Annotated in this window: 23 protein-coding genes; 15 read left to right on the top strand and 8 right to left on the bottom strand. The window is 62.8% G+C overall.

What is annotated here, in order from left to right; all coding sequences use genetic code 11:
* Nucleotides 1-23: 23 nt before the first annotated feature.
* Together ACYG9Z_RS18130 and ACYG9Z_RS18135 are read right to left on the bottom strand one after the other, a co-directional pair.
* Complete coding sequence (locus tag ACYG9Z_RS18130; protein ID WP_031244088.1) at nucleotides 24-641, bottom strand: TadE/TadG family type IV pilus assembly protein; 618 nt, start codon at nucleotides 639-641, stop codon at nucleotides 24-26.
* A gap of 155 nt (nucleotides 642-796) precedes the next feature.
* Nucleotides 797-1,219, bottom strand: coding sequence for a pilus assembly protein N-terminal domain-containing protein (locus ACYG9Z_RS18135; protein WP_023681988.1), 423 nt, complete (start codon nucleotides 1,217-1,219; stop codon nucleotides 797-799).
* 345 nt (nucleotides 1,220-1,564) lie between these two features.
* On the opposite strand from ACYG9Z_RS18135, the gene ACYG9Z_RS18140 reads away from it, so the two are divergent.
* From ACYG9Z_RS18140 to ACYG9Z_RS18180, 9 genes are all read left to right on the top strand, one after another.
* The gene (locus tag ACYG9Z_RS18140; RefSeq protein ID WP_023681987.1) at nucleotides 1,565-1,735 is read left to right on the top strand and encodes a Flp family type IVb pilin; all 171 of its coding nucleotides are present in this window, start codon (nucleotides 1,565-1,567) and stop codon (nucleotides 1,733-1,735) included.
* A gap of 149 nt (nucleotides 1,736-1,884) precedes the next feature.
* On the top strand, nucleotides 1,885-2,403 hold the full coding sequence (locus ACYG9Z_RS18145; protein WP_023740760.1) for an A24 family peptidase: 519 nt from the start codon (nucleotides 1,885-1,887) through the stop codon (nucleotides 2,401-2,403).
* A 205-nt stretch (nucleotides 2,404-2,608) separates the two neighbouring features.
* Complete coding sequence (cpaB, locus tag ACYG9Z_RS18150) at nucleotides 2,609-3,421, top strand: Flp pilus assembly protein CpaB (RefSeq protein WP_023681985.1); 813 nt, start codon at nucleotides 2,609-2,611, stop codon at nucleotides 3,419-3,421.
* Nucleotides 3,418-4,950, top strand: coding sequence for a type II and III secretion system protein family protein (locus ACYG9Z_RS18155; protein ID WP_023681984.1), 1,533 nt, complete (start codon nucleotides 3,418-3,420; stop codon nucleotides 4,948-4,950). Before cpaB ends, ACYG9Z_RS18155 begins: the two co-directional genes overlap by 4 nt.
* 14 nt (nucleotides 4,951-4,964) lie before the next feature.
* Complete coding sequence (locus ACYG9Z_RS18160) at nucleotides 4,965-5,702, top strand: CpaD family pilus assembly protein (RefSeq protein WP_023681983.1); 738 nt, start codon at nucleotides 4,965-4,967, stop codon at nucleotides 5,700-5,702.
* 54 nt (nucleotides 5,703-5,756) lie between these two features.
* Entirely contained in the window at nucleotides 5,757-7,040 is a 1,284-nt protein-coding gene (locus ACYG9Z_RS18165) for an AAA family ATPase (RefSeq protein WP_023681982.1), read from the top strand.
* A gap of 29 nt (nucleotides 7,041-7,069) precedes the next feature.
* A complete protein-coding gene (locus ACYG9Z_RS18170) occupies nucleotides 7,070-8,575 on the top strand; it encodes a CpaF family protein (RefSeq protein WP_023738191.1) in 1,506 nt (501 codons plus the stop codon).
* Nucleotides 8,576-8,604: 29 nt separating this feature from the next.
* Nucleotides 8,605-9,618 carry a type II secretion system F family protein gene (locus ACYG9Z_RS18175; RefSeq protein WP_023703461.1) on the top strand — a complete coding sequence of 338 codons (1,014 nt, stop codon included), beginning with the start codon at nucleotides 8,605-8,607 and terminating at the stop codon, nucleotides 9,616-9,618.
* Nucleotides 9,619-9,657: 39 nt separating this feature from the next.
* On the top strand, nucleotides 9,658-10,674 hold the full coding sequence (locus tag ACYG9Z_RS18180; protein ID WP_023681979.1) for a type II secretion system F family protein: 1,017 nt from the start codon (nucleotides 9,658-9,660) through the stop codon (nucleotides 10,672-10,674).
* Nucleotides 10,675-10,787: 113 nt separating this feature from the next.
* On the opposite strand, the gene ACYG9Z_RS18185 is transcribed toward ACYG9Z_RS18180, so the two are convergent.
* A complete protein-coding gene (locus ACYG9Z_RS18185) occupies nucleotides 10,788-11,609 on the bottom strand; it encodes a tetratricopeptide repeat protein (RefSeq protein WP_023681978.1) in 822 nt (273 codons plus the stop codon).
* A 238-nt stretch (nucleotides 11,610-11,847) separates the two neighbouring features.
* Here ACYG9Z_RS18185 and ACYG9Z_RS18190 point away from each other — a divergent pair, with 238 nt between their 5' ends.
* The 3 genes from ACYG9Z_RS18190 to ACYG9Z_RS18200 all read left to right on the top strand — a co-directional run bounded on the left by ACYG9Z_RS18190 (nucleotide 11,848) and on the right by ACYG9Z_RS18200 (nucleotide 14,512).
* Nucleotides 11,848-13,209 carry a leucyl aminopeptidase family protein gene (locus tag ACYG9Z_RS18190; RefSeq protein ID WP_023751937.1) on the top strand — a complete coding sequence of 454 codons (1,362 nt, stop codon included), beginning with the start codon at nucleotides 11,848-11,850 and terminating at the stop codon, nucleotides 13,207-13,209.
* A 62-nt stretch (nucleotides 13,210-13,271) separates the two neighbouring features.
* Nucleotides 13,272-13,622 carry a MarR family winged helix-turn-helix transcriptional regulator gene (locus ACYG9Z_RS18195; protein ID WP_023669596.1) on the top strand — a complete coding sequence of 117 codons (351 nt, stop codon included), beginning with the start codon at nucleotides 13,272-13,274 and terminating at the stop codon, nucleotides 13,620-13,622.
* A gap of 29 nt (nucleotides 13,623-13,651) precedes the next feature.
* Complete coding sequence (locus tag ACYG9Z_RS18200; protein ID WP_023751938.1) at nucleotides 13,652-14,512, top strand: C40 family peptidase; 861 nt, start codon at nucleotides 13,652-13,654, stop codon at nucleotides 14,510-14,512.
* A gap of 141 nt (nucleotides 14,513-14,653) precedes the next feature.
* Here ACYG9Z_RS18200 and ACYG9Z_RS18205 read toward each other — a convergent pair whose 3' ends face one another.
* Nucleotides 14,654-14,848: a hypothetical protein gene (locus ACYG9Z_RS18205; protein WP_245259898.1), complete on the bottom strand. Its 195-nt coding sequence runs from the start codon at nucleotides 14,846-14,848 to the stop codon at nucleotides 14,654-14,656.
* Between ACYG9Z_RS18205 and ACYG9Z_RS18210 the strand changes: the two genes are divergently transcribed.
* Both ACYG9Z_RS18210 and pdeM read left to right on the top strand, forming a co-directional pair.
* On the top strand, nucleotides 14,756-17,245 hold the full coding sequence (locus ACYG9Z_RS18210) for a ligase-associated DNA damage response DEXH box helicase (RefSeq protein WP_245259897.1): 2,490 nt from the start codon (nucleotides 14,756-14,758) through the stop codon (nucleotides 17,243-17,245). The two genes, ACYG9Z_RS18205 and ACYG9Z_RS18210, sit on opposite strands and share 93 nt — an antisense overlap.
* Entirely contained in the window at nucleotides 17,242-17,958 is a 717-nt protein-coding gene (pdeM, locus tag ACYG9Z_RS18215; protein WP_023751940.1) for a ligase-associated DNA damage response endonuclease PdeM, read from the top strand. The genes ACYG9Z_RS18210 and pdeM overlap by 4 nt, the downstream gene beginning before the upstream one ends.
* A 4-nt stretch (nucleotides 17,959-17,962) precedes the next feature.
* Here pdeM and ACYG9Z_RS18220 read toward each other — a convergent pair whose 3' ends face one another.
* Nucleotides 17,963-18,934 carry a quinone oxidoreductase family protein gene (locus ACYG9Z_RS18220; RefSeq protein WP_023688710.1) on the bottom strand — a complete coding sequence of 324 codons (972 nt, stop codon included), beginning with the start codon at nucleotides 18,932-18,934 and terminating at the stop codon, nucleotides 17,963-17,965.
* Nucleotides 18,935-19,029: 95 nt separating this feature from the next.
* On the opposite strand from ACYG9Z_RS18220, the gene ACYG9Z_RS18225 reads away from it, so the two are divergent.
* Nucleotides 19,030-19,908 carry a LysR substrate-binding domain-containing protein gene (locus tag ACYG9Z_RS18225; protein ID WP_023696710.1) on the top strand — a complete coding sequence of 293 codons (879 nt, stop codon included), beginning with the start codon at nucleotides 19,030-19,032 and terminating at the stop codon, nucleotides 19,906-19,908.
* 12 nt (nucleotides 19,909-19,920) lie between these two features.
* Here the strand turns inward: ACYG9Z_RS18225 and ACYG9Z_RS18230 are convergent, their stop codons facing one another.
* The 3 genes from ACYG9Z_RS18230 to ACYG9Z_RS18240 are packed head-to-tail and all read right to left on the bottom strand — an operon-like array spanning nucleotide 19,921 to nucleotide 24,518.
* On the bottom strand, nucleotides 19,921-20,859 hold the full coding sequence (locus ACYG9Z_RS18230) for a dimethyl sulfoxide reductase anchor subunit family protein (RefSeq protein WP_023751941.1): 939 nt from the start codon (nucleotides 20,857-20,859) through the stop codon (nucleotides 19,921-19,923).
* Between the two features lie 3 nt (nucleotides 20,860-20,862).
* The gene (locus ACYG9Z_RS18235; protein WP_023751942.1) at nucleotides 20,863-21,591 is read right to left on the bottom strand and encodes a 4Fe-4S dicluster domain-containing protein; all 729 of its coding nucleotides are present in this window, start codon (nucleotides 21,589-21,591) and stop codon (nucleotides 20,863-20,865) included.
* Nucleotides 21,588-24,518 carry a molybdopterin oxidoreductase family protein gene (locus ACYG9Z_RS18240; RefSeq protein WP_023751943.1) on the bottom strand — a complete coding sequence of 977 codons (2,931 nt, stop codon included), beginning with the start codon at nucleotides 24,516-24,518 and terminating at the stop codon, nucleotides 21,588-21,590. The genes ACYG9Z_RS18235 and ACYG9Z_RS18240 overlap by 4 nt, the downstream gene beginning before the upstream one ends.
* Nucleotides 24,519-24,646 lie beyond the last annotated feature (128 nt).

The raw sequence follows: 24,646 nt of genomic DNA on the forward strand, positions 1-24,646 counted from the left end.
TCCTTTTGCTTACACGTGCAATTTCAGTTGTCGAATGGCTCGTTTTGCCACGTTGTCGTCGCGTAATGCAGAGTCTTGCCGCCATCCATATTCGACATGTATTGAGCCATGAAATCGGTCATGACCGGCCAAGGGTAAAAGACCCGCAGCATGTTCTTTGATTCTGCCGGACCTATTGTAGGGGTCCCGAAAGCCGGGTCCTTGCCTGTATCCGGATCCTTGCCCGTCAGCGTGATGGTCGAGCCGGAAATCGTGAAACCCGCACTGGCTGCCCCGGCAAAGGTCTTGAACGGGCGCAGATCCACCAGCAAACCGGGGCAACCCTTCGCGACAATGATCTCGAGTCTGGCGCAGACCAAGCCCTTCAGCTTCTCTTCCGTCACATCGGCTTGCCTCAACTGGCCAGTACGCAACTGACGGGCGATATCATCGGTGATGTTGGCCATCACCTCCTGTCCGGCAAATGAAACGCAGCTCTCGAGGATGGCGAAGACGAGAGCCGCAAACGGTAACGCAAGCATGGCGAATTCTATCGCCGTGCCGCCGCGCCGATCACCAAGGAAACGACGGGCAAACGTCACGCGCCCTGCCTTGGCCTTGCAGATCTTGCGTCTTGAATCCTCGTCCAAAACGTCGCCCATAACCCGTTCCTGCCGATCCTGATGCGGTACCGTCAGCACCACTATCAAGAACCCATTTAGCTCCGGTTTGAATGACCGTTAAATTCGACCAGGCGACGTTAACCGGCCGCTAACCGACGCGGCTCTCCCCCAGACAATCAAGTCACCTGAGGCGCTTACTGCCCAGCGCTCATTTCGGCCTCGGACGACTTTTCCGAGTCGCTCTTGTACGAGCTTTCGCAATAGGGCGTGCAGGACATGGTCTGGACCGAGGCGCGCCTGTAGATACGCACCGACGACGCGTCCTGGCGCACTACGGTCACCTGCTCGTCGACGATCGGGCTGCCATCGTGGTCGAGGACAACCAGATTGGTCACGCCGAACCCCTTGCCCGTCAGCACGATCGTCGATGCATCCTGGACGGAGGCGTCGGCGATCGCCGGATTGCCGACGACGATGGTGTCGGCGGGGCGTGTCAGTTTGACGATCTTGGCTTGGTTCATCGTCACTTCGATGCCGGCTCCGGCCTTGGCCGGCAGCACGAAAGCCGGGACGGCGAGAAGCGCGACAAGCAGGAATGACGATTTCATGGCGGTCATCAAGGCGCTCCACAGCGGCAAAACTTGTTCACGGAACATGAAGGAGATTGGTGAACCAACGGTTAAACCCTTGACCGGCGCCGGGTATTCGCTCCAATCCTGCTGCCAGCTGATATAACAATGCGTCCTGCCGATAGCCGTGAAATTACAGCTTTTCACGGGCAGGCGAGCCACTGTCCAGCGTTTAGTTTACGGTTAACCACGCAAGCTGTTCGAAGCGGGAAAGGAATCGGTAAGGCTGTTTATTAAGCCGATTGAAAGAGCTTCTCCGTAGATTGGCAGCATCCGATCAACCACCACAGAAGTTGACGGAAGTGCTGTAACACGTGGAGTAGGAGCTCTCGAATGTCTAATCTCATCGCACGTTTCGCGAAGGACGAATCCGGCGCGACCGCTATCGAATACGGTCTGATCGCCGCTCTCATCGCGCTTGCCATCATTTTTGGCGCTGGTCAGCTCGGCAACGCCCTGAACAACAAGTTCATCGCCATCGCCGGTAAGGTGAGTGGTTCGTAATACCCTGGTTGCCTTAGAGATAGGGGCCGCCTGACTGGCGGCCCTTATTTCATCGCGTCGGGCGGTTTTGAGTAACCCAGTCTCATCGATCGTTAATCATATATGTCTAGGCTGAGGCTGGACACAGTTGGCAACAGGGTGTCGCGCCCATGCTCGAAGCGTTGATCTTCGTCATCTTTCCTTTTTGCATGCTCTTCGCCGCGATCTCCGACATGCTGTCGATGACGATCGCCAACCGCGTACCGGTGCTGCTGCTGGCGGTGTTTGCGCTGGTTGCGCCGCTGACGGCCATGGACTGGGCAACCTATGGCTGGCATTTCGCCGCCGGCGCCCTGGTGCTGGCCGTGACGTTCGGTCTGTTTGCACTCGGCGGCATGGGTGGCGGCGACGCCAAGCTGCTCGCCGGCACCGCCGTCTGGATGGGGTTCAACATTCACCTTGTCGAGTATCTCGTGATATCGACGTTCATCGGCGGACTGCTGACGCTCGCCATCCTTCTCTACCGGAAATCGCCGCTGGCGATTTACACCAGCCACAATGTATTCCTGCGCCATTTCGCCGACGACACGACTGGCGTTCCCTACGGCATTGCACTCGGCATTGGCGGGCTGCTGACCTATCCGGATTCACCCCTGATGGTTTGGGCACTGGCAAAGCTGGCGAACTGAAGCAGCAAGCAACCTTTGCCGCTCCGACATCGGTCTGAAAAGAGGCGGCTGGTCGCCCTTTCTGTCGTCGGAGCAAGGGTCCGTCCAATTTATGTAAACCTTGAATTAATCACGATCGTAAGCATTGCATTAACCTTGTTTTGACGATTGCCGCTGCAAAGTCCGGCCTGGCTAGGTGGTTGCCTAAAGGCGAGGGTTCGGACAGATGCCAGCATCCCGACTGATTATTCTGGGCGTGGCGGTGGCTGCGGCGGGTGGTGCAGGTTATGTTGCCAAGAATATGGTGGCGGTCCCGCCCCAGCAGGTCGTCGCCGATGCCCCGCAGGCGCCGGCCATTGCCTTGCAGGATGTGCTCGTGCTTTCCGGCGACGTGCCGATGGGCAGCCCACTTGAGAACAATCTCAGCTGGGAGTCCTGGCCGTCCGATGGCATCAATGCGAATTTCATCACCCGTGCCGCCGAACCCGAAGCGCGGGAGAAACTGAAGGGCTCCGTCGCCCGCATGGCGATGTACACCGGTGAGCCGCTGCGGCGCTCCAAGCTGATCGGCGAGGGGCAAAGCTTCATGTCTTCGATCCTGCCCACCGGCATGCGTGCCGTCGCCACCGCGATCTCGGCTGACACGTCGGCAGGCGGGTTCATCCTGCCCAACGATTTTGTCGACGTCATCATGACCCGCAGATCCGACACCGGCAACGGCGGCAGCGGATTCACCACCGAGACCATCCTCAAGAACATCCGCGTCCTGGCGATCGATCAGACCATCCAGGAGGACGAGGAAGGCAAGAAGACCAGGGTCGGACAGACGGCGACGCTGGAGCTGACGCCGCAGCAGGCCGAGATCATAACCGTCGCCCAGCAGATGGCCGATCGCCTGACGCTGGCGCTGCGCTCGATCACCGACAACAAGGAAAAGGGTACCGATGAAGCCGACTACCTCGTTTCCGGCAGTGGGCGGCGCGGAACGGTGCGGTTGATCAAATCGGGCGAAGTTTCCGAAGTAGGGGCAAGGAAATGAGGTTAGTCGCTAAACTGCCGGTCACCATGGCTGCAGCCGTCGGCCTGCTTTTCCTCGGAGCCCATGCAAGTGGCCTCGGCGACGCCAAGGCCGCCGGAAAGAGCGTCGGGGTCACGGCCTCGACCGCCACGCAACGTGTCAAGCTCGGCCTCAACAAATCGGTCGTCATCGATCTGCCGAGCGACGCCTACGACATCCTTGTCGCCAATCCCGCGGTCGCCGATGCGGTGACCCGCACCGCAAGGCGCATCTATCTGTTCGGCAAGTCGGTGGGCGAAACCAACATCTTCGTCTTCGGTCCCAATGGCGAGCAGATTGCCAGCCTGGATCTGGCCGTCGAACGCGACGTCGCCGGATTGGAAGACTACCTCAAGCGCTTCCTTCCGAATGCCGAGATCAAGGTCGAATTGCTGAACGACAACGTCGTCCTGACCGGGACGGTGGATACGCCGCTCGATGCCAAGCGCGCCGTCGATCTGGCAACCATCTTCGTGTCCGGCGGTGAAGCGACGACGGGCCAGTATTCGCAGACCGCGGCCGGCGGTAATGCCAATGGCGGCGTCGACATCAACAACCCGGATGCCGAACGCCGGGTCTCGAAGATCGTCAACCTGCTACAGATCATCGGCGACGACCAGGTGACGCTGAAGGTGACCGTGGCCGAAGTCAGCCGCTCGGTGATGAAGCAGCTCGGCGTCAACATGGTTGGCAGCGGCAGCATGGACGGCATCGCCTACGGTGCGCTGAGTTCGCCCAACTACGGTTTGGGAAAGCCGCTTTCGCAGAATTCAGGCTTTAACTTGGGCGGCAGTGGCCTCAAAGCCTACATCAATGCCATGGAGCAAAGCGGCGTCATGAAGACGCTTGCAGAACCGACCCTCACCGCGGTTTCGGGCGAGAAGGCAACGTTCAGGGTCGGCGGCGAATTCAATCTCATCACGGCACGTACGAACAACGTTTCGACCGACAACCAGACCGGCCAGGTCACCTACACCAACGAAAAGCTGGAATACGGCATAGGCCTCGAGTTCCAGCCCGTTGTGCTGTCGGCGGGTCGGATCAGCCTCAAGGTCAGAACATCGGTTTCGGAGCCGACCTCGGAAGGTGCTACCACCCTGGAAGGCGGCGGCAGCTTGCCCGGCCTGACGCTTCTGTCGATCCGCAAGAGACTTGCCGACACCACCGTCGAATTGCCGTCGGGCGGTTCGATGATGATTGCCGGCCTCGTTCGCGACGACGTCCGCCAGGCTGTATCGGGCTTGCCCGGCCTGACCAAGATCCCGGTGCTCGGCACGCTATTCCGCAGCCGCGATTTCGTCCGCAATGAAACTGAACTGGTCATCATCATCACGCCTTATCTGGCTCGGCCGGTGGCGCGCAACGACCTGGCTAAGCCGGACGACAATTTCAATGCCGCAGGCGATGGTCCGGCCATGTTCCTTGGCCGCGTCAACCGCGTCTACGGCACCATGCAGACGGACAAGCCCAACGGCCGCTACCACGGCGTTGTCGGCTTCATCTACAAGTAAGCGGGGAAGCGGACATGTCTCAGTCAGCATCAAAGGTACTGGCGATTGCCGCAACGGCATGGTCTGGCCGTGGCCGGATCCGCCGATCGGCAATGCCGATCCTGGCGGTCGCGATCGCCGCCTCGCTTGCCGGTTGCGCTAAGCGCGACAGCATCACGGTTGGGGCGATTCCCGATGATTATCGCACCACGCATCCGATCGTAATTGCTGAGAAGAACCAGAAGCTCGACCTCCCGGTCGGCGCCGGCGATCGCGGCATGACCGGCTCGCAGCGCGACACGCTTCTGGGCTTCCTCGACGGTTACGACAAGAGCGCTGCCCCGGCGCTGACGATCGCAACCCCGATCGGCTCGGCTAATGAGGTCGCGGCGACTGCCGCGGCGCGCGATTTCGCAAGGCTGGCGGTTGCCAGCGGCATCAAGCTAAACCGGATCGTGGTGACCTCCTACCAGTCGGTTTCCCCGGAAGCGTCGGCGCCTATCCGCGTTTCCTATATTTCGGTGAGAGCCCAGACCGACAAATGCGGGCGCTGGCCCGAAGACATCCTCGAAACCTCCGAAAACAAGCACTACGCCGATTACGGCTGCTCGTCTCAAAACAACCTCGCCGCGCAACTCGCCAATCCGACCGATCTGCTCGGGCCAAGAAAGTCGTCCGACATCGACGCCGAGAACCGCGGCGCGGTGATCGACGTCTACCGCGGCAGAGGTATTTCGGACGAGTTCCTCGGCAATTCGGAAGTGACGTACTAGGAGCGCCGGTCCCGCGTAGAGACCGGAAGAGAAGTCACGGAAAAGAGCATGACAATGAGCAATCTTGCCTACGATACGCCCGTAGACGGCGGCGACAGCTCGCAATTGGATATTGCCGCGATGCAGGCGCTGCGGCCGGTTCCGCGTATTTCCATCCAGGCATTTTGCGAGACGGAAGGTGTCGCGCATCCGGTGGAGCGGGCCGGCGAGGATCGCCGCATGGCCAAGGCGCATCTGAAAGTGCATATGGGCGGCATCGCCACGGCGATCGAATTCTACCAATCCGCGCCGACGCCGAACCTCATCCTTCTGGAGTCGCGCAGCGAACCGAAGCAGTTGCTGGAGCAGCTTGCCCAGCTTTCAGAATATTGCGATCCCTCCTCTAAAGTCGTGGTGATCGGCCACTACAACGATGTCGGTCTTTACCGCGAACTCATCCGCTTCGGTATTTCCGAATACGTCATCGCGCCCGTGTCGATGGCCGATATTGTCTCGGTGGTTTCGTCGATCTTCGTCGATCCGGAAGCCGAGCCGATCGGCCGCTCGATCGCCTTCGTCGGCGCCAAGGGTGGCGTCGGCTCCTCGACCATCGCCCACAATGTGGCGTGGGCGATGTCATCGCTGTTCAAGTCGGAAGTGGTCGTCGCCGATCTCGACCTGGCTTTCGGGACGGCCAACATAAACTTCGACCAGGACCCTGCGCAAGGCATCGCCGAGGCCGTGTTTTCGCCCGAACGCGTCGACGAGGTTTATCTCGACCGTCTGCTTGCCCAGTGCGCCGAACATCTGTCGCTGCTCGCCGCGCCCTCCACCCTCGAACGTGTCTATGATTTCGATCCCGATGCCTTCACGCAACTCATCGATACCGCCCAGCGCAGCGTGCCGCTGCTGGTGCTCGACGTCCCCCATATCTGGACGGGCTGGACCAAGAACACACTGATCAAGGCCGACGAGATCGTCATCACTGCGACGCCGGAATTGGCCAATCTGCGCAACACCAAGAATCTGGTCGATATGCTGACGCGGCTTCGCCCGAACGATCCGCCGCCGAAACTGATCATCAATCAGGCCGGCGTGCCGAAACGGCCCGAGATTTCCGCTTCCGACTTCGCCGAGCCGCTCAGCCTCACGCCGATGTCGGTCATCGCCTTCGACCCGTTGTTGTTTGGAAATGCCGCGAACAACGGCCGCATGCTGGGCGAGATGGATCCCAAGAGCCCGGTCGTCGGCATGATCAACGAAATCGCGCACGTGCTGACCGGTCGCAGCGAAATCAAGGCCAGGAAGAAGGCAGGCCTTGGCGGCCTCCTCGGCAAGCTCTCGCGTAACAAGAAATGACGCTTCTCAAGCGAAATTGGTAGTCGATCATGTTTGGAAAAAGAGGCTCCGACGACGGCGGCCGGTTCACCCCGGAGTTCCGTCAGCCAGCGTCAGCGGCGCCGGCTGCTGCAACGCCTGCGGACATGGCGGTACTTGCCCGACCCCCGGCAGCGCCGCCGCCGGGAGCGCTGGCAACGCCGCCAACTCGCCGTGCCGTTGAGGCGCCGTCGATGGCGCCGGAGCCGCCAAAAAAGATCCAGCGCGAAAAAAGCGAAACCTACTACGACACCAAGAGCCAGGTCTTCTCCGCGCTCATCGACACCATTGACCTGTCGCAACTTGCGAAACTCGATCCCGAGAGCGCGCGCGAGGAAATCCGCGATATCGTCAACGACATCATCGCCATCAAAAATTTCGCAATGTCGATCGCCGAGCAGGAAGAGTTGCTCGACGACATCTGCAACGATGTGCTGGGCTACGGGCCGCTGGAGCCGCTGCTCGCCCGCGACGATATCGCCGACATCATGGTCAACGGCTCCAAGAACGTCTACATCGAAGTCAACGGCAAGGTCGAACAGACCGGCATCCGCTTCCGCGACAATCAGCAGCTGCTCAACATCTGCCAGCGCATCGTCAGCCAGGTTGGCCGCCGCGTCGACGAATCGAGCCCGATCTGTGACGCCCGTCTTCCTGACGGGTCTCGCGTCAACGTGATCGCGCCGCCGCTCTCCATCGACGGCACCGCGCTCACCATCCGCAAGTTCAAGAAGGACAAGCTGACGCTCGATCAGCTGGTCAAGTTCGGCGCCATCTCGCCGCAGGGCGCCGAGATACTCAAGATCATCGGCCGCGTCCGCTGCAACATCGTCATCTCCGGCGGTACCGGCTCCGGCAAGACGACGCTGCTCAACTGCTTGACCAACTATATCGACCGCGAGGAACGCGTCATCACCTGCGAGGACTCGGCCGAACTGCAACTGCAGCAGCCGCACGTGGTACGTCTCGAAACCCGCCCGCCCAATCTCGAGGGCGAAGGCGAGGTGACCATGCGCGACCTGGTCAAGAACTGCTTGCGCATGCGGCCCGAACGCATCATCGTCGGCGAAGTGCGCGGACCGGAGGTTTTCGACCTGCTGCAGGCGATGAACACCGGCCATGACGGGTCGATGGGAACGATCCACTCCAACAGCCCGCGCGAATGCCTGAACCGTATCGAATCGATGATCGCCATGGGCGGCTATTCGCTGCCGCAGAAGACCGTGCGTGAAATCGTCGTCGGCTCCGTCGATGTCATCATCCAGGCAGCACGCCTTCGCGACGGCTCGCGCCGCATCACCCACATCACCGAGGTGATCGGCATGGAAGGTGACGTCATCATCACGCAGGACATCGTGCTCTACAACATCAAGGGCGAGGACTCGAACGGAAGGCTGCTTGGCGAGCATGTGTCGACCGGCATCGGCCGTCCGCATTTCTGGGATCGCGCCCGCTACTATGGCGAGGAACAGCGCCTCGCCAATGCTCTGGAATCGATGGAGAAACGCGCTGACTAACGCATATCCAGGCGTGGGGACTGAGGTCGATGTTCGGAATTGATACCACCGTACTGGCGTTCATCGTGCTCGCCGGCTTCAGCGCCGGTGCGGTCGCCTATGCCTTCCTGTTCACCAAGATGAGCAACGAGAAGCAGGCCGGCAAGCGGCTCGAGACGATCAAGGCCGCCGAGACCGATCGTTCGGTCGTCAAGGCTTCGCGCGACCGTGTCGCGGAGGCGGTCAAGCGGCGTAAATCTGTCCAGGACACGCTGAAACAGCTCGACGAAAAGCAGAAAACCAACGAACTCGCCGTCAAGAAGCCGCCGTTAAAGGCCCAGATTCGTCAGGCCGGCATGCAGGTCTCGATCGAGCGTTTCTATATCTACTCCGTCATTTGCGGCATCGCGCTGACGGTGCTCGCCTATCTCGCCGGCGCGCCGCTACTTGTCCTGCCGGGTACGCTTCTGGCCGGCGCGCTCGGCCTGCCGCGCTGGTTCGTCTCGTTTCGCCGCGCGCGCCGGGTAAAGGCGTTCCTCAACGAATTTCCCAACTCCCTCGACATCATCGTGCGCGCCGTCAAATCCGGCCTGCCGCTCAATGACGCCATTCGCCTGATCGCCAATGAATCGCCGGAGCCGGTCAAGACCGAGTTCCGCCGGATCGTCGATTCGCAGCAGGTTGGCATGTCCATCCCCGACGCCACCTTGCGCATGGCTGAGACCATGCCGTGCAGCGAGGCAAGTTTCTTCGGAATCGTTATCCAGATCCAGTCACAGGCCGGCGGTAATCTCTCCGAGGCGCTAGGCAACCTTTCGCGCGTGCTTCGCGATCGCAAGAAAATGAAGGCCAAGGTCCAGGCGCTGTCCATGGAAGCGAAGGCGTCGGCCGTCATCATCGGCGCGCTGCCTATTGTCGTCGCCCTTCTCGTCTATCTGTCGAGCCCGAACTACATCATGCCGCTGTTCACCACCAGCACCGGCAATCTGATCCTTGGCTGTTCCGGCGTGTGGATGTCGATCGGCATTCTGGTGATGCGCAAGATGATGAACTTTGAAGTTTAGGCCCACCTTGGAAAGCTCGAACGAAAAGACTGAAAACGGATGACCGACCAAGTCATAAAATCGCTGACCGATCCTGCCTTCCTGATCGCATTGCTGGTCGGCGTTGCGGTGTTCGCGACCGTCTTCACGTTGCTGCCGGCGCTTGGCGGCAATCAGCTCAAGGCGCGCATGAAATCGGTGGCGCTGGAGCGTGACGAATTGCGCGCCAAGCAGCGCTCGCGGCTTGCCAACGAAGCCGATCGCCGCCGCAAGGGGCTGCGCGAAGAGCAGTCGATCGGCATGCGCAACATCGTCGACAGGCTCGACCTGCGGCGTGCGTTGGCCGATGAAGGCACGTTGCAGAAGCTCAAGGTGGCGGGCTTTCGTGGCCAAAACCCGCTGACGCGCTTCCTGTTTTTCCGCCTGATCCTGCCGTTTGTGGGTTTCGCGCTGGCAGCGATCTATCTGTTCGTGCTCGGCGGACTGCCTGACCGGCCGGCCTTCGCGAAACTGTTCGTCTGCATTCTCGTCGCCTACGCCGGCTTCTACGCGCCGATCCTTTACGTCAACAATCGTGCCGCCAAGCGCAAGCAGTCGATCCAGGCGGCGTGGCCGGATGCGCTCGACCTGATGCTGATCTGCGTCGAGTCGGGCATGTCGGTCGAGGCTGCCTTGCGCAAGGTCTCCGAGGAGATCGGTTCGCAATCGGTGGCGCTGGCGGAGGAATTCGTGCTGACCAATGCCGAACTCTCTTATCTGCAGGAACGCAAGCAGGCTTATGAAAACCTGTCGGCTCGTACCGGCCTGGAATCGGTGAAGTCAGTGTCCCAGGCACTGGTCCAGGCGGAACGCTACGGCACACCCGTGGCGCACGCATTGCGCGTGCTGGCCGCGGAAAGCCGCGACATGCGCATGAATGCAGCCGAGAAGAAGGCCGCCGCCCTGCCGCCGAAGCTTACCGTGCCGATGATCCTGTTCTTCCTGCCGGTTTTGTTCGCCATCATTCTGGGCCCAGCCGGCATTCAGGTCAGCCAGCGCGGCATCTTCGGCGACCAGCACAATTCCTCAAGCCAGTAGGCCTCGTTGCAGCCATACAAAGAGCCGCACTGCCAATGCAGTGCGGCTCTTGGCTTTCAGCGTTGATGCGTGGACGGATTTTGCGCTGTGCGGAGCCGGCGCCCATGCGGCGCTCAGTTGGTCGCCGCCTTTGCCTTGTCCTGATCCTTGAGCTGGCTCCAGGCGTTCTGCTGGGCAAGCATCTGGCGAAGATAGGCTACATTGGCTTGCGCCTGTTCCGGCGAAAGCTCCTGCGAGGCGATCTTCTCGGCCTCGTCGAAGCGGCCCTGCAGTCCCACGACCAGCGCAAGGTTCTGGCGCACCCGGCTGTCGGCATTCGGTTGCTGGGCTGCCGAGCGCATATAGGTCTCGGCGGTGCGCAGATCGCCTTCCAGCACATAGGACATGCCGAGATTGGAAAGGATCGAGGGTTCGTTCGGCTTGAGGTCCAGCGCCTTGCGGTAGTTCTGGCGCGCTTCATCCTTCTGGCCAAGCTGGTCGAGAATGGCGGCCTCGGCCGACATCAGCCGCCAGTCCGGATATTCCGGCGTCTGCGCCCGGCGCACGGCGTCGAGCGCCGGCTCGAACTGGCCGTTGGCGGCCAGCGCCTTGCCGTAGGCGGCAAGCACGTCGCGATCCTTGGGGTAGGCGATCGCCAGCTTGCGCATCACGGCAAGCGACTGGTCGGCATCGCCGTCCATCTGGAGCGCCGCCGCAAAATTTGTCGCCAGCCGCTTGTCGTTGGGGTTCTTTGCGTAGGATTCGCCGAGCCGCCCGGTTGCCCCGTGCAACTCGCTGGCCGACATGGTTTCCAGCGGTTTGCCGCTGGTGCGCCCGATCGAGCCGGTCGTGAGCTTGCTGGTTCCGCACCCGGCAACACCGGCCGCCAGCGCCATCAGCAGTGCCGTGGTGACCAACCGTTTGCCCGTGACGTTCATCCTGCGGTTGGTGGGCATCGGCACGGGGCTCTCCATTCCTGCGCGTGGCCATTCACGTGGCCATCTTCATCCCCGCAGAAATATTCTGTTAACCCTAACGGACAGTTAAAAAGTGAGCCGTCGGATCGGTGAACGGCCCGCCGGAAGCCTTTGGCCTGGCATGTCCAATGTCCGGCTCTGTGCATAGGTGTTGAAATCATTCGACGTCCCTGTCACTTGACTGAGGACGATCTGCAAGCCTCCCGGAGACCATCGAATGCCTGTCGAACTCATCGAGACACTAAGCACTGCCTTGCCGGTCCATCTGGTCGCGAGGGATGGACTGGAGGCTTTGGCGCTTTCGCCTTCCACGATCGCATGGGCGGCCGCCAACGGCTTTTCCGGCGAAGCCGGCAGGACGCTGGCCCTGCCCGGCGACAACGGTTCCCTTGCCGGCGCCTTGTTCGGCGTCGGTGATGGCGAGGGGGCGCTGGCCGTCGGCATGCTGGCGAGAGCCTTGCCGGAAGGCGACTGGCATTTTGCCGCCGCTCCAGCCGAGCCGGAACTCGCGGCCATAGGCTTGGTGCTCGGCGGCTATGTCTTCACTCGCTACGGCAAGAAATCAGGCAAGGCGTTGCGTTTTGCGCTGCCGTCCGGCGCCGATGCGGGTCGTGTCCGGCGCATCGCCGACGGCGTCTTCCTGGCGCGCGACCTCGTCAACACGCCGACCAGCGACATGGGACCGGACGAGTTGGAGAAGGCCGTGCGGACCCTGGCGGCCACTCACAAGGCCGAGGTGTCGGTGATCAAGGGGGATGATCTCCTGAAGCAGAATTTCCCGATGATCCATGCGGTCGGCCGGGCCTCGGTCGGAGCGCCGCGCCTGATCGACATGGTTTGGGGACCGGAAGGCGCGCCGAAGGTGACGCTGGTCGGCAAGGGTGTCTGTTTCGACACTGGCGGCCTCGACATCAAGCCTTCGTCGGGCATGCTCTTGATGAAGAAGGATATGGGCGGCGCCGCCAATGTGCTTGGCCTGGCCTCTATGATCATGGCTGCCGGGCTGAAGGTCCGGCTGCGCGTCCTGATCCCGGCGGTCGAGAATTCGATTGCCGGCAACGCCTTCCGGCCTGGAGATGTGCTGACCAGCCGCAAGGGCATTACCGTCGAGATCGGCAACACCGACGCCGAAGGGCGGTTGGTGCTGGCCGATGCGCTGGCGCTGGCCGATGACGAGGAGCCGGAACTGCTGATCGACATGGCGACGCTGACCGGGGCAGCGCGTGTCGCGCTCGGCCCCGATCTGCCGCCTTTCTACACTGGCGACGAAACGCTGGCGTCCGAACTGGCTGCGGCCTCCATGGCCGTCGAGGATCCGTTGTGGCGCATGCCGTTGTGGCGGCCCTATGACGCCAGGCTGGCGTCGAAGATCGCCGACATCAACAATGTCACCACCGACGGCTTCGCCGGTTCGGTCACCGCGGCGCTGTTCCTCAAGCGCTTTGTCGAACGGACAACGGGCTGGGCGCACTTCGACATCTTCGCCTGGAACCCGTCCGATCGCCCCTATGGACCCGCCGGCGGCGAGGCGCAAGGCATCCGTGCACTGGAGCGGGTCATTTCGAGGCGCTATGCCTGACGCCCTGAGACCGCCACCAAAACTGAAACGGAACCGAAACAATTTGCCGTCATGCTCGGGCGATGTCGATTTCGATGCGTCCGAGCCAGGCGATGCGGCTGTGGCAGCAGGTGATGCTGTCGCAGGTGCGCGCCGGCGCGCCAGATCTCACCATGCGCCAGACGGCGATCCTGTTCACCATCTATCTCGACCCGCCGCCGCACACGGTGCGCGGTCTAGCCGCCCGCCTCAATGTCACCAAGCCGGTTATCACCCGCGCGCTCGACACGATGGGTGCGCTGAAACTGGTGTCACGCCATCGCGACGAGCTCGACAAGCGCAATGTGCTGATCCGGCGCACGGTCGAAGGCGCGCTCTTTGTCGAGCGCTTCGGGGATGGTATCGTTGCCAGGGCTCATGAACTGCCCATCTGATCAATCCATGAATTAGAACGAGTACCGATTTGACTGCCAGGGATGCCCGCCTCCACGCCTTCCGTTCCGACCTCGCCGATGCAAGGCTGAAAGGGGAGGTTTCGGCCGATCGCTTCGTCACCGGCCGTCCGGCTCGGATCACGGCCTCCGTGGCTGACGTGCGCAAGGCACCGCGCCCGGATGCCGGCGTCAACACGCAGGTACTGTTCGGCGACGATGTGCTTGTCTTCGAGGAAGCCGAAGGCTGGGCCTGGGTCCAGGCCGAACGCGACGGCTATGTCGGCTACGTCGGCGCCACCATGCTGGGCGCACGCGAGCATGCGCCAACCCACATCGTCACGGCGCCGCGCACTTTTCTCTATCCAGGCCCGGATCTGCGCTTTCCGATCAGCGGGCAATTGTCGATGGGCTCGACGGTGACGGTGACGGGCGCTGCCGAAACGCGCGGCACGCACTATGCGCTGTTGCCTTCCGGCGAGGCGCTGATCGCCGGCCATGTGCGCCCGGTCAGCGATATCGCCGCCGACTGTGTCTCGGTCGCCGAGATGTTTATCGGCACGCCCTATCTCTGGGGCGGCACCTCCGGCTTCGGCATCGACTGTTCTGGCCTCGTGCAACTGGCCATGCGCATGGCCGGCCGCAATGTGCTGCGTGATTCCGACATGCAAGCGGCAGGCCTCGGCGAGCCGCTCGATCCGGGATTCGATTATGCCGGACTGAAACGCGGCGACCTGGTGTTCTGGAAGGGCCATGTCGCGATCATGACCGACGCCGAGACAATGATCCACGCCAACGGCCACACCATGCTGGTCTCGCGCGAAGGGCTGAAGGATGCGGTTGATCGGATTGGGTATCTCTATGGCGGGCCGACTGGGTTTCGGCGGCCCTAGCGCCTCTTCCTCGCCCGTTCACGGGGAAAGGTGCCCGAAGGGCGGATGAGGGGCGACGACAGCGACTGAAAGGTCGCGCTGCGCCTCACCTGCCTGACGGCATCCTCTCCCCGTAAACGCGGCGAGGGATAGCTCACCCGATCACCTTTTGTTCCGATTTTCCTTGGCGATCGCGCGCCATCGCGCTACCTCTTTCGCGTGACCGAGCAGCCGCGCCTTGCCAAACAGAATGCCGCCGTCCTTCTGCCCGAACCATTCATCAGATGGTTCGGCGAAAAAGGCTGGTCGCCGCGCGCTCACCAGATCGAGCTGCTGGCGAAGGCTCAAGCCGGGCAATCGGTGCTCTTGATCGCACCGACCGGCGCCGGCAAGACGCTGGCCGGCTTCCTGCCGTCGCTGACCGAACTGGCCAACCGCCCCAGACGCAAAGCCGGTATGGCGCGGCGCGGCATCCATACGCTCTACATATCGCCGCTGAAGGCGCTGGCCGTCGACATCGAGCGCAATCTCGGCAAGCCGGTGGAGGAGATCGGCCTGCCCGTCACCATCGAGACGCGCACCGGCGACACGCCTTCCCACAAGCGGCAGCGCCAGAAGCTGGCGCCGCCCGATATCTTGCTCACCACGCCCGAGCAATTGGCGCTGCTGATTGCGGCCGGCGATGCCAGGCGCTTCTTCGAGGACCTGCGCTATGTCGTGCTCGACGAGCTGCATTCGCTGGTGACATCAAAACGCGGCCATCTGCTGGCGCTCGGGCTGGCGCGGCTGCGCAGCATCGTGCCCGGCCTGCAGACGATCGGTCTGTCGGCAACGGTGGCCGAGCCCGACGAATTGCGGCGCTGGCTGGTCGGCCAGAATCCACCGGGAGACATGGCTGAACTCATCGTCGTAACCGGCGGCGCGAAGCCCGAAATCTCGATACTCGATTCGGAAGAGCGCGTGCCATGGGCCGGCCATTCGGCGCGCTATGCGACGCCGGAAATCTATCGCGAGATCAAGCGCCACAAGACCACCCTGCTGTTCGTCAACACCCGCAGCCAGGCCGAGCTGCTGTTTCAGGAATTATGGCGGGTCAACGAGGATACCTTGCCGATCGCGCTGCATCACGGCTCGCTCGATGTCGCCCAGCGCCGACGCGTCGAGAAGGCGATGGGGGAAAACGCGCTCCGTGCCATCGTCGCCACCTCGACGCTCGACCTTGGCATCGATTGGGGCGATGTCGATCTTGTCGTCCATGTCGGCGCGCCCAAGGGCGCCAGCCGGCTGGCGCAGCGCATCGGCCGCGCCAATCACCGCATGGACGAGCCGTCGAAGGCGATCCTGATCCCGGCCAATCGTTTCGAAGTGCTGGAGTGCCGGGCAGCGCTGGACGCCAACTATCTGGGCGCCCAGGATACGCCGCCGCTGGTCAATGGCGGGCTCGATGTGCTGGCCCAGCATGTGCTGGGCTGCGCCTGCGGAGCGCCGTTTCGCGCCGACGATCTCTACGAGGAAGTGCTGACAGCAGCGCCCTATGCCAGCCTCGACCGGCCGGCATTCGACCGCGTCATCGATTTCGTCGCTACCGGCGGCTATGCACTGAAGAACTACGAGCGCTACGCCCGAATCCGCCTCAACAAGGACGGCATGTGGCGGGTCTCCAATCCGCGCGTTGCCCAGCAATACCGGCTGAATGTCGGCACGATCATCGAGGTGCCGGCGCTCAATGTGCGTTACGTCAAGGCCGGCAGCAAAGGCTCGGCTTCGCACGGCGGCCGGGTTCTGGGCAAGATCGAGGAGGCCTTCCTCGAAACGCTGACGCATGGCGACACCTTCATGTTTGCCGGCAAAGTCCTGCGCTTCGAAGGCATCCGCGAGAACGAATGCTTCGTCTCGAATGCGCCGGGAAGCGACGCCAAGGTGCCTTATTATGGCGGCGGCAAATTTCCGCTTTCGACCTACCTCGCCGAGCAGGTGCGCGCCATGCTGGACGACCCGCAGCGCTGGAAGAAGCTGCCCGAGCAGGTGTCGGATTGGCTGCGTTACCAGGCCGACAAATCGGTATTGCCCAAACGCGACGACCTCTTGATCGAGACCTTTCCGCGCGGCAACCGTCACTATCTCGTCGCTTATCCTTTCGAGGGCAGGCTGGCGCACCAGACGCTCGGCATGCTGCTCACCCGCCGGCTGGACAGGGCCGGCGCCAGGCCGCTTGGCTTCGTCGCCACCGACTACGCATTGGCCATCTGGTCGCTGGGCGATATGGGCGCGATGTTCAAATCGCGGAAACCTTCGCTTGGCGCTCTGTTCGACCAGGACATGCTGGGCGACGACCTCGAGGCTTGGCTGGCCGACAGCTGGCTGCTCAAGCGCACCTTCCGCAACTGCGCGCTGATTTCAGGCCTGATCGAGAAACGTCACCCCGGCCAGGAGAAAAGCGGCCGCCAGGTCACCGTCTCGACCGATCTGATCTATGACGTGCTGCGCAGCCATGAGCCCGACCACATCCTGCTGCAGGCGACGCGCGCCGACGCGGCGACCGGTCTGCTCGATGTCAGCAGACTTGCCGACATGCTCTCGCGTATCCAGGGTCGAATCGTGCATAAGGCACTCGAACAGATATCGCCGCTGGCCGTGCCGATCATGCTCGAAATCGGCAAGATGCCGGTGAACGGCGAGGCCGACGAAACGCTGCTGATGGATGCCGCGACTTTGGTCGAGGAAGCCATGGGTCCTGGGATGGTTGAGGAATGAATTTTTCGCTGGCGCGGGCATCGCTGATCGCCGAGGCCGACTTTGTCGGCATCGCCGGCGAGCGCGCGGTCTGTGATTCGCGCGGCGTGCTCTATTTCCCCGATCTGAGGCTGCTCGCGGTCTCCGACCTGCATCTGGAAAAGGGCTCGTCCTTCGCCAGGCGCGGCGCACTGATCCCGCCCTACGATACCGGCGCCACTCTGCTCCGGCTGCAGGCGGTAATCGCGGACTACCAGCCGGCCATCGTCATCAGCCTGGGCGACTCCTTCCACGACGGCGGCGGCGCCGAGCGCATGCATCAAACCTTCCGCGATCGGCTGGAAGCATTGATGGCCGGCCGCGACTGGTTCTGGGTCGCCGGCAACCATGACCCGGAAGCGCCGGCGGATTTGCCCGGCGAGACGGTGCGCGAACTCGCCATCGGCTCGCTGCTGTTCCGCCACGAGCCGTCGAAGATAAGAACCGAGGGCGAAGTTGCCGGCCATCTTCACCCTTGCGCCCGCATCGTCCAGCAGGGCCGCTCGGTGCGGCGGCGCTGCTTTGCCGGCGATGGCGGCCGCATGATCATGCCGGCCTTCGGCGCTTATACCGGCTCGCTCAACGTGCTCGATCGCGCCTATGCCGGCCTGTTCCGCCACGAGACGTTGATGGCCTATATGATGGGCGCCGCGCGCATCTTCGCCATTTCCGGTTCGATGCTGCGGCCGGGCTAAGTTTCTACGGTATAAGCACGGTTGCGCCAGTCGTCTGCCGTGCCTCGAGCCGGCGATGCGCCTCCGCCACTTCGGCAAGCGGCATGCTTGTGTGCACCGGGATTTTCACTGCGCCGCTGAGGACGACGCTGAACAGATCCTCGCTCATGGCGACGACGTCCTCACGCCTGGCGAGATGATGGAACAGCAACTGCCAGGTGGCGAACAGCGAACCCTTTTGCATCAAAAGCATGATGTCGAATGGCGGGATCGACCCCGACGCTGTGCCGTAGCTGACGAAGGTGCCGAACGGCCGCAGGCAGTCGAGTGAGGCGGGGAAGGTCGCGTTGCCGACGCCGTCATAGACGACGTGGCAGCCTTCGCCGTTGGTGACCTCTTTCACCCGTGCGGCGAAATTCTCTTTGCTGTAGTCGATGACATGGTCGCAGCCATTGGCGCGCGCAAGTTCGGCCTTTTCGGGTGAACCGACCGTGCCGATGACGGTCGCGCCGAGATGTTTGGCCCATTGCGTCAGGATGAGGCCGACGCCGCCCGCCGCGGCATGCACCAGGATGGTATGGCCCGCCTCGACGCGAAACGTGCGGCGCAGCAGATATTGCGCCGTCAGCCCTTTCAGCATCATCGCCGCACCTGTCTCGAAATCGATGGCGTCGGGCAGATGCACGACGAAATGCGCGGGCACGATGCGTTCTTCGGCATAGGCGCCGAGCGTCTCGACATAGGCGACTCGGTCGCCAGGCGCGAAGCCGCTGACGCCTTCACCGACGGCGACGATTTCGCCGGCGCCTTCATTGCCGGGAATGAATGGCAGAGCGGGCGGCGCGTATTCGCCGGTGCGAAAATAGATGTCGACGAAGTTGAGGCCGACCGCCCGGTTGCGCACGCGCACGTCGCCCGGTCCGGGCTGGCCGATGTCGACATCTTCGTAGGCGAGCATATCTGGCCCGCCATGGCGGTGAACACGGATCGCTTTCATGGTTTTCTTCCCTGCGCTGTTTCTCTTGAGTGTGAGATAGCGCGTGGCGAGATATCATTGTAGACTGATACCTATGACATCAGAGTTCAAACAAAATGATATCTGGGCAGATCGGCCTCGACCTTCTCCGCACCTATGTCGCGGTCTGCCGGCAAGGTAGCCTGAGCAGGGTCGCCGCGCAGACCGGCAAGACCCAATCGGCGATGAGCATGCAGATGCGCCGGCTGGAGGGCCTGCTCCAACGGCACTTGTTCCAGCGCACCGGCCGCGGTGTCGTACCGACTGCGGCGGGAGAGCTCTTTCTGGGATACGCGACCCGCATCCTCGCTCTCGGCGACGAAGCGGTGGCGCGTCTGCAGCAGGCTAGCATTGGCGGCGGCGTGCGTATTGGTCTTGCCGAAGAGGTCACCACGGCCGCGCTTTCGGCCGCGCTTGGGCGGCTGCATCGCACCTATCCCGACATCAGCCTCGACGCGATGGTCGAGCACAGCGTCGCGCTGGGACGGCTGTGGAGCGAGGATGCGCTGGATGTCATGATTGCCCCGACATCCGTCGTCGCGGCCGATGCCGTGACGACATGGAACGTCGAACTGCAGTGGGTCTGCGCCCAGGACTATGTGCTGGACCATGACCGGCCACTCGATCTCGCCGCCTTCGGCGCAACCTGCCCTTGGCGCAGGCGGATGATCGAGGCGCTGGTCGCCGCCGGCCGGGAGCACCGGATCGTCCTGTCGTGCCAGAGCGTCACCGGCCTTCAGGCCGCGATCGAGAACGGACTGGGCGTTGGACTGCTTCCGCCCGAATCCGTGCGCACCGCTTCGATGCGGGTGCTGAAGACGTCAGCCGGCCTGCCCGAGCCGCTCACGGTCCAATACGGCCTTTACGCGCACGACCGCAGGACAGCTGTAATCGATGCCGCGATCGAAATCCTGCTTAAGGATTTGCCGGCGGCGCCACGAGCACGGGCCGCCTGACGGCGGGACGCTCTACCGGCCGTAATAGAGGGTGACGGTGTGCTTGGCCTCGGCGAAGAACAGCCAGCGCTCGACCAGCATGCCGGCGAACTGGACGATTGCCGCAAGCACCGACAGCACCGCTGCGAATGGCCAGGGCAAAGCGAATAAGACAGAAAGCAGCAGCAGGGCAGGCAAGGCGAAGGCCAGCAACTGCGTGATCAGCCGCAGCTTTGCGCCATGTTTGCGCGCGATCCGAAAACCCATTTCCTTGAGCAGGTAGTTCTCCTCGGTGTGCGGCCATTCCAGCGAGCGCACTGTGCCGCCAGTGAGCCCTGTCGCCGTGTTGGCGGTGGTCGCGATCTCCAGCGCGTCATTGTATCGCCACGTCGCCAGCTTCCAGCCCCAGCCGAGCAAGGTCAGCAGCAAGGCGGCTACCGCAACGGCGGTCGGGCTGATGGCGAAAGCCTGCAGCAGCGCGTTCAACAGCACGCTGCCGGTCATCGCCGAAAAGATGAGATAGCCCGGCAGCGTATACGGGCTATGCCACTGCGCGATCGGCTTCAGCGAGGCATAGATCATGCCGGTGGTGCAGACGGTGACGATTGCGCCGATAGTTGCGAGAAGCCCGGCGATGGCCATCCAGCCTCCGGTGCGGCCAAAAAACACCCAGCCGATGCCGAACAGCCCGGCGGGAATGAAGGTTGCGACCGACGATACACCCTCGCGTGACAGCCAGGAGCTACGCCATTGCGAAAAGGCGCGCCAGGCGCGTTCGGGCCGGCCGAGATGGCCGGTCGACGACAAAAGGCCGGCGGCAATCAGGCCAAGCGCCAGCCCCATGCCGATAAGGCCGAGCCAGAAATGGGCCGGGATAAAACCCAGTCCGCCAAGCACGCCGAGCAGCGCCAGCAGTCCATAGCCCGCTCCTGTGGCAGTGGTGAAGAAAACGACGGAAAAGGCTGGATGCATTGGTCAGCTCGAAAGCATGCGGTCGATCCAGCCAAGAAAACCGCCTTCGACCGTGACTGGCGCGAGCCTTGGCGCCGGCACCGATGCGGCGCGCTGGGCGCGCGGCGGCAGATATTTGTTGGTCGGCTTGTAACCCATCTCCGGCATCAGGTCGACGCCGCCACGCTCCGCCACCAGTTGCGATACCGCCGAGGTGGGATCGCCGAGGTCGCCGAAATGCCGGGCGCTGGTCGGGCAGGCGGCAACGCAGGCCGGCACGCGGTCTTCCTCGGCCAGATTGTCGTTGTAGATGCGGTCGACGCACAGCGTGCATTTCTTCATCACGCCGACGTCGGTATCGAATTCGCGCGCGCCATAGGGGCAGGCCCAGCTGCACAGTTTGCAGCCGATGCATTTGCTTTCGTCGATCAGCACGATGCCGTCCGACGCCCGCTTGTAGGACGCGCCGGTCGGGCAGACAGTGACGCAGGCAGGCGTCTCGCAATGCAGGCAGGAGCGCGGAAAGTTGACCGTGCGCCCGCCCGCCTCGGTCGTGTGCTCGTAGCTGTGCACGCGGTTGAACCAGACGCCGTCGACATGGCCGCCATAGGGGTCGATGTCGGTCAGCGGCGCCATGTGGCCGCCGGTGTTCCACTCCTTGCAGGCGGTGACGCAGGCCTGGCAGCCGACGCAGGTGTCGAGGTCGATGACCAGGCCAAGCTTCTTGTCTGTATGGGCGGGAAGGCAGGTCATTCCACAGCTTCCCTATGGACGCGGAACTCGGCGCCGAAGCGAAGGATGTCGGGCGATGGCTCGACATTTGGCGGCTGGCTGAAGCGCTCGAATTGCGGCTCGGTGAAGCCGGCTTCTTCGGAGGCGCATTTGACGATGCGAACCCTGAGATCGAACCACGCCGCCTGGCCGGTGACCGGATCGGAATTAGAATAGCGTTTACCGTTCGCATCGGCCGAGGTCTGGTCGCCGATGATGTGGTTGAGCAGGAAGCCGCGATTGCTCTCGGCGGCGTTGTCCTTCAGCCCCCAGGCGCCGCGCCTTTTGCCGATGGCGTTCCATGTCCAGACCGTATCCGCATTGACGCCGTCGACCAGCTTGATCTGCCCCTTCACCCGGCCGTTGATGCTTTCGATCCACACCCAGTCGTCGTCGGCCAGGTCGAGAACTGCCGCGGTCTTGTGGTGCACGAACAGGCGGTTCTGGCTGGTGATTTGCCGCAGCCACGCATTCTGCGAGCCCCAGGAATGATACATGTGCATAGGCCGCTGCGTCAGCGCATGCAGCGGGTATTTCTGCGGATCGACCGCGGCCTCTCCGAACGGCGTAAACCAGAACGGCAGCGGATCCATATAGGTCTCGATGCGCTGGCGTTCGCTCTCGGGCGGCTGGACGCGACCATGACCGCGCGCGGCGAGGCGAAAGCGCTGCATCGGTTCGCAATAGAGCTGGAACACGATCGGCTCGGCCTTGGGGATGAACCCCATCTGCTCCGCGAAGTCGAGATAGGAGCGGTTGGCCATCTTGTAATAGCGCTGGTCCTCAGCAAAGTCCTGGTGCCAGAAGCCGCCATTGTCGATGTAGCGCTGCAGCTGGTTTGGGTTGACCTCGCCCTTGCCTGCAGACGTGCCGTCCTTGCCGCGCCAGCCTGCGAGCGGGCCCATGCCGGGCGTGCGCTCGTGATTGACGATGTAGTCGGCATAGTCGCGGTATTTCGCCACCCCATCGTCGTTGACGAAGCAGGGCAGGCCGAGCCGGGCGCCGAGTTCGATCAATACTGACTGGAACGGCCTGACGTCGCGGTTGGGTTCGACGACGGGATGGCGGATGGCATCGCCTGGTCCGTCGGCATGGCTGATAGGCCGGTCGAGCAGGCTGATGCAGTCGTGACGTTCGAGATAGGTGGTGTCGGGCAGCACCAGGTCGGCGAACGGCACCGTCTCGGAATAATAGGCGTCGGAATAGATGATGAAGGGGATCTTGTAGTTGCCCGCTTCGTCATGGTCGGTGAGCATGGCAATGGTCTCGACGGTGTTCATCGAGGAATTCCACGCCATGTTCGACATGTACATCATCAGCGTGTCGATCGGGTATGGGTCGCCGGCCCACGCATTGCGGATGACCGTATGCATCAGCCCATGCGCGGCGAGCGGCGCATCCCAGGAATAAGCCTTGTCGATGCGGAGCGGCGTTCCGGCCTCGTCGACCAGGAGATCGTCCGGCCCGCAGACGAAGCCGAGCGGCATGCCGTCGAGCGGCGTCATCGGCTTGACCACCTTGCCGGTCGGCTTCGGTCCCGGCGGCGCCGAGCGCGGGTAGGGCGGCTTGAAACGGAAGCCGCCGGGCACGTCCACCGTGCCGAGCAGCACCTGCAGCAGGTGGATGGCGCGGCAGGAGTGAAAGCCGTTGGAGTGGGCCGAGATGCCGCGCATGGCATGCATCGACACCGGCCGTCCCTTGATCGTCTCGTGCCGTCGTCCGGCCCAGTCGGTCCACGCAACCGGCAGTTCGATCGTCTGTTCGAAGGCGACGTGGGCGAGTTCGGCAGCGATCCGGCGGATGGTGTCGGCCGGCATGCCGCATCGTGCCGCGACCGCATCGGGTGCGTAGCTGTCGTCCATGTAGCGGTCGGCGATAAGCCGGAACACCGGCACGCAACGGCGGCCGGCGAACGTGAAGCTGCCCGTCAGCGCCGGTTTCGCATCCGCATCGGCTGCGTTGACGGTTGTCTTCGCCACTCTGTCCCAGGCGAGAAGATTGTTGTCGCTGTCGCGCAGGAACAGCCCGTCGTCCGCCGCACCCGGCTCCTGGACGACTAGCACATGGGCGTTGGTGTAGCGCAGCAAATAATCGAGATCGACGCGGCCTGCCTTCAGCAGTTCATGGATTAGGGCTAAGACGAAGAGGCCGTCGGTGCCGGGCCGGATCCCGATCCAGTCGTCGGCAATCGCGTTGTAGCCCGTGCGGCACGGGTTGATCGACACCACCTTGGCGCCGCGCGCCTTGAGTTTACCCAAGCCGATCTTGATCGGGTTGGAATCATGGTCCTCGGCGACGCCGAACAGCATGAAGTATTTCGTATTGTCCCAGTCCGGCTCGCCGAACTCCCAGAACGAGCCGCCGATCGTGTAGAGCCCGCCGGCCGCCATGTTGACCGAGCAGAAGCCGCCATGGGCGGCGAAGTTCGGCGTGCCGAACTGGCTCGCCCACCAGCCGGTCAGCGACTGCGACTGGTCGCGCCCGGTGAAGAAGGCGAGCTTTTTCGGATCGGTTCGGCGGATATTCGATAGCCGCTCGGTCGCAATCGAAAACGCTTCCTCCCACTCGATCTCGCGGAATTCACCCGAGCCCCGCAGGCCGCTGCGCAACAGCGGCTTCTTCAGCCGCGCCGGGCTGTAATGCTGCATGATGCCGGAGCTGCCCTTGCCGCAGATTACGCCGCGGTTGACCGGATGGTCCTTGTTGCCGTTGATGTAGCGCACCTTGCCGTCCTTGATGTGGACGTCGATGCCGCAGCGGCAGGCGCACATATAGCAGGTGGTCTTGGCGATGCTGTCGGAAACGGTTGGCGAGGTGTCGACACCGTCGCCTTCATCAGGCGCGCGTGTATTGGGAAGCGGCCGTTGCGACGGTGCGGAATTGGCTCCGCGCGGCGCAGCTGGGTTCATGATGCCGGCGTGCTTTTGCTACCTGCGAATTTGGCCCGCGTCTTCGGTCCGGGGCCACGCATATAGTGTTCTTCAGGATGATATCGATCGCCGGCCAGCCGCCGCCTGAGGCCACGGGTCCAATGCGC

The sequence above is a fragment of the Mesorhizobium sp. RSR380A genome, from assembly GCF_054719385.1.

What these genes read in the sequence shown, in the direction of transcription:
- ACYG9Z_RS18130 (WP_031244088.1), bottom strand. Translation starts at nt 641, where the DNA reads ATGGGCGACGTTTTGGACGAGGATTCAAGACGCAAGATCTGCAAGGCC.
- ACYG9Z_RS18135 (WP_023681988.1), bottom strand. Translation starts at nt 1,219, where the DNA reads ATGACCGCCATGAAATCGTCATTCCTGCTTGTCGCGCTTCTCGCCGTC.
- ACYG9Z_RS18140 (WP_023681987.1), top strand. Translation starts at nt 1,565, where the DNA reads ATGTCTAATCTCATCGCACGTTTCGCGAAGGACGAATCCGGCGCGACC.
- ACYG9Z_RS18145 (WP_023740760.1), top strand. Translation starts at nt 1,885, where the DNA reads ATGCTCGAAGCGTTGATCTTCGTCATCTTTCCTTTTTGCATGCTCTTC.
- cpaB (WP_023681985.1), top strand. Translation starts at nt 2,609, where the DNA reads ATGCCAGCATCCCGACTGATTATTCTGGGCGTGGCGGTGGCTGCGGCG.
- ACYG9Z_RS18155 (WP_023681984.1), top strand. Translation starts at nt 3,418, where the DNA reads ATGAGGTTAGTCGCTAAACTGCCGGTCACCATGGCTGCAGCCGTCGGC.
- ACYG9Z_RS18160 (WP_023681983.1), top strand. Translation starts at nt 4,965, where the DNA reads ATGTCTCAGTCAGCATCAAAGGTACTGGCGATTGCCGCAACGGCATGG.
- ACYG9Z_RS18165 (WP_023681982.1), top strand. Translation starts at nt 5,757, where the DNA reads ATGAGCAATCTTGCCTACGATACGCCCGTAGACGGCGGCGACAGCTCG.
- ACYG9Z_RS18170 (WP_023738191.1), top strand. Translation starts at nt 7,070, where the DNA reads ATGTTTGGAAAAAGAGGCTCCGACGACGGCGGCCGGTTCACCCCGGAG.
- ACYG9Z_RS18175 (WP_023703461.1), top strand. Translation starts at nt 8,605, where the DNA reads ATGTTCGGAATTGATACCACCGTACTGGCGTTCATCGTGCTCGCCGGC.
- ACYG9Z_RS18180 (WP_023681979.1), top strand. Translation starts at nt 9,658, where the DNA reads ATGACCGACCAAGTCATAAAATCGCTGACCGATCCTGCCTTCCTGATC.
- ACYG9Z_RS18185 (WP_023681978.1), bottom strand. Translation starts at nt 11,609, where the DNA reads ATGCCCACCAACCGCAGGATGAACGTCACGGGCAAACGGTTGGTCACC.
- ACYG9Z_RS18190 (WP_023751937.1), top strand. Translation starts at nt 11,848, where the DNA reads ATGCCTGTCGAACTCATCGAGACACTAAGCACTGCCTTGCCGGTCCAT.
- ACYG9Z_RS18195 (WP_023669596.1), top strand. Translation starts at nt 13,272, where the DNA reads ATGTCGATTTCGATGCGTCCGAGCCAGGCGATGCGGCTGTGGCAGCAG.
- pdeM (WP_023751940.1), top strand. Translation starts at nt 17,242, where the DNA reads ATGAATTTTTCGCTGGCGCGGGCATCGCTGATCGCCGAGGCCGACTTT.
- ACYG9Z_RS18220 (WP_023688710.1), bottom strand. Translation starts at nt 18,934, where the DNA reads ATGAAAGCGATCCGTGTTCACCGCCATGGCGGGCCAGATATGCTCGCC.
- ACYG9Z_RS18225 (WP_023696710.1), top strand. Translation starts at nt 19,030, where the DNA reads ATGATATCTGGGCAGATCGGCCTCGACCTTCTCCGCACCTATGTCGCG.
- ACYG9Z_RS18230 (WP_023751941.1), bottom strand. Translation starts at nt 20,859, where the DNA reads ATGCATCCAGCCTTTTCCGTCGTTTTCTTCACCACTGCCACAGGAGCG.
- ACYG9Z_RS18235 (WP_023751942.1), bottom strand. Translation starts at nt 21,591, where the DNA reads ATGACCTGCCTTCCCGCCCATACAGACAAGAAGCTTGGCCTGGTCATC.
- ACYG9Z_RS18240 (WP_023751943.1), bottom strand. Translation starts at nt 24,518, where the DNA reads ATGAACCCAGCTGCGCCGCGCGGAGCCAATTCCGCACCGTCGCAACGG.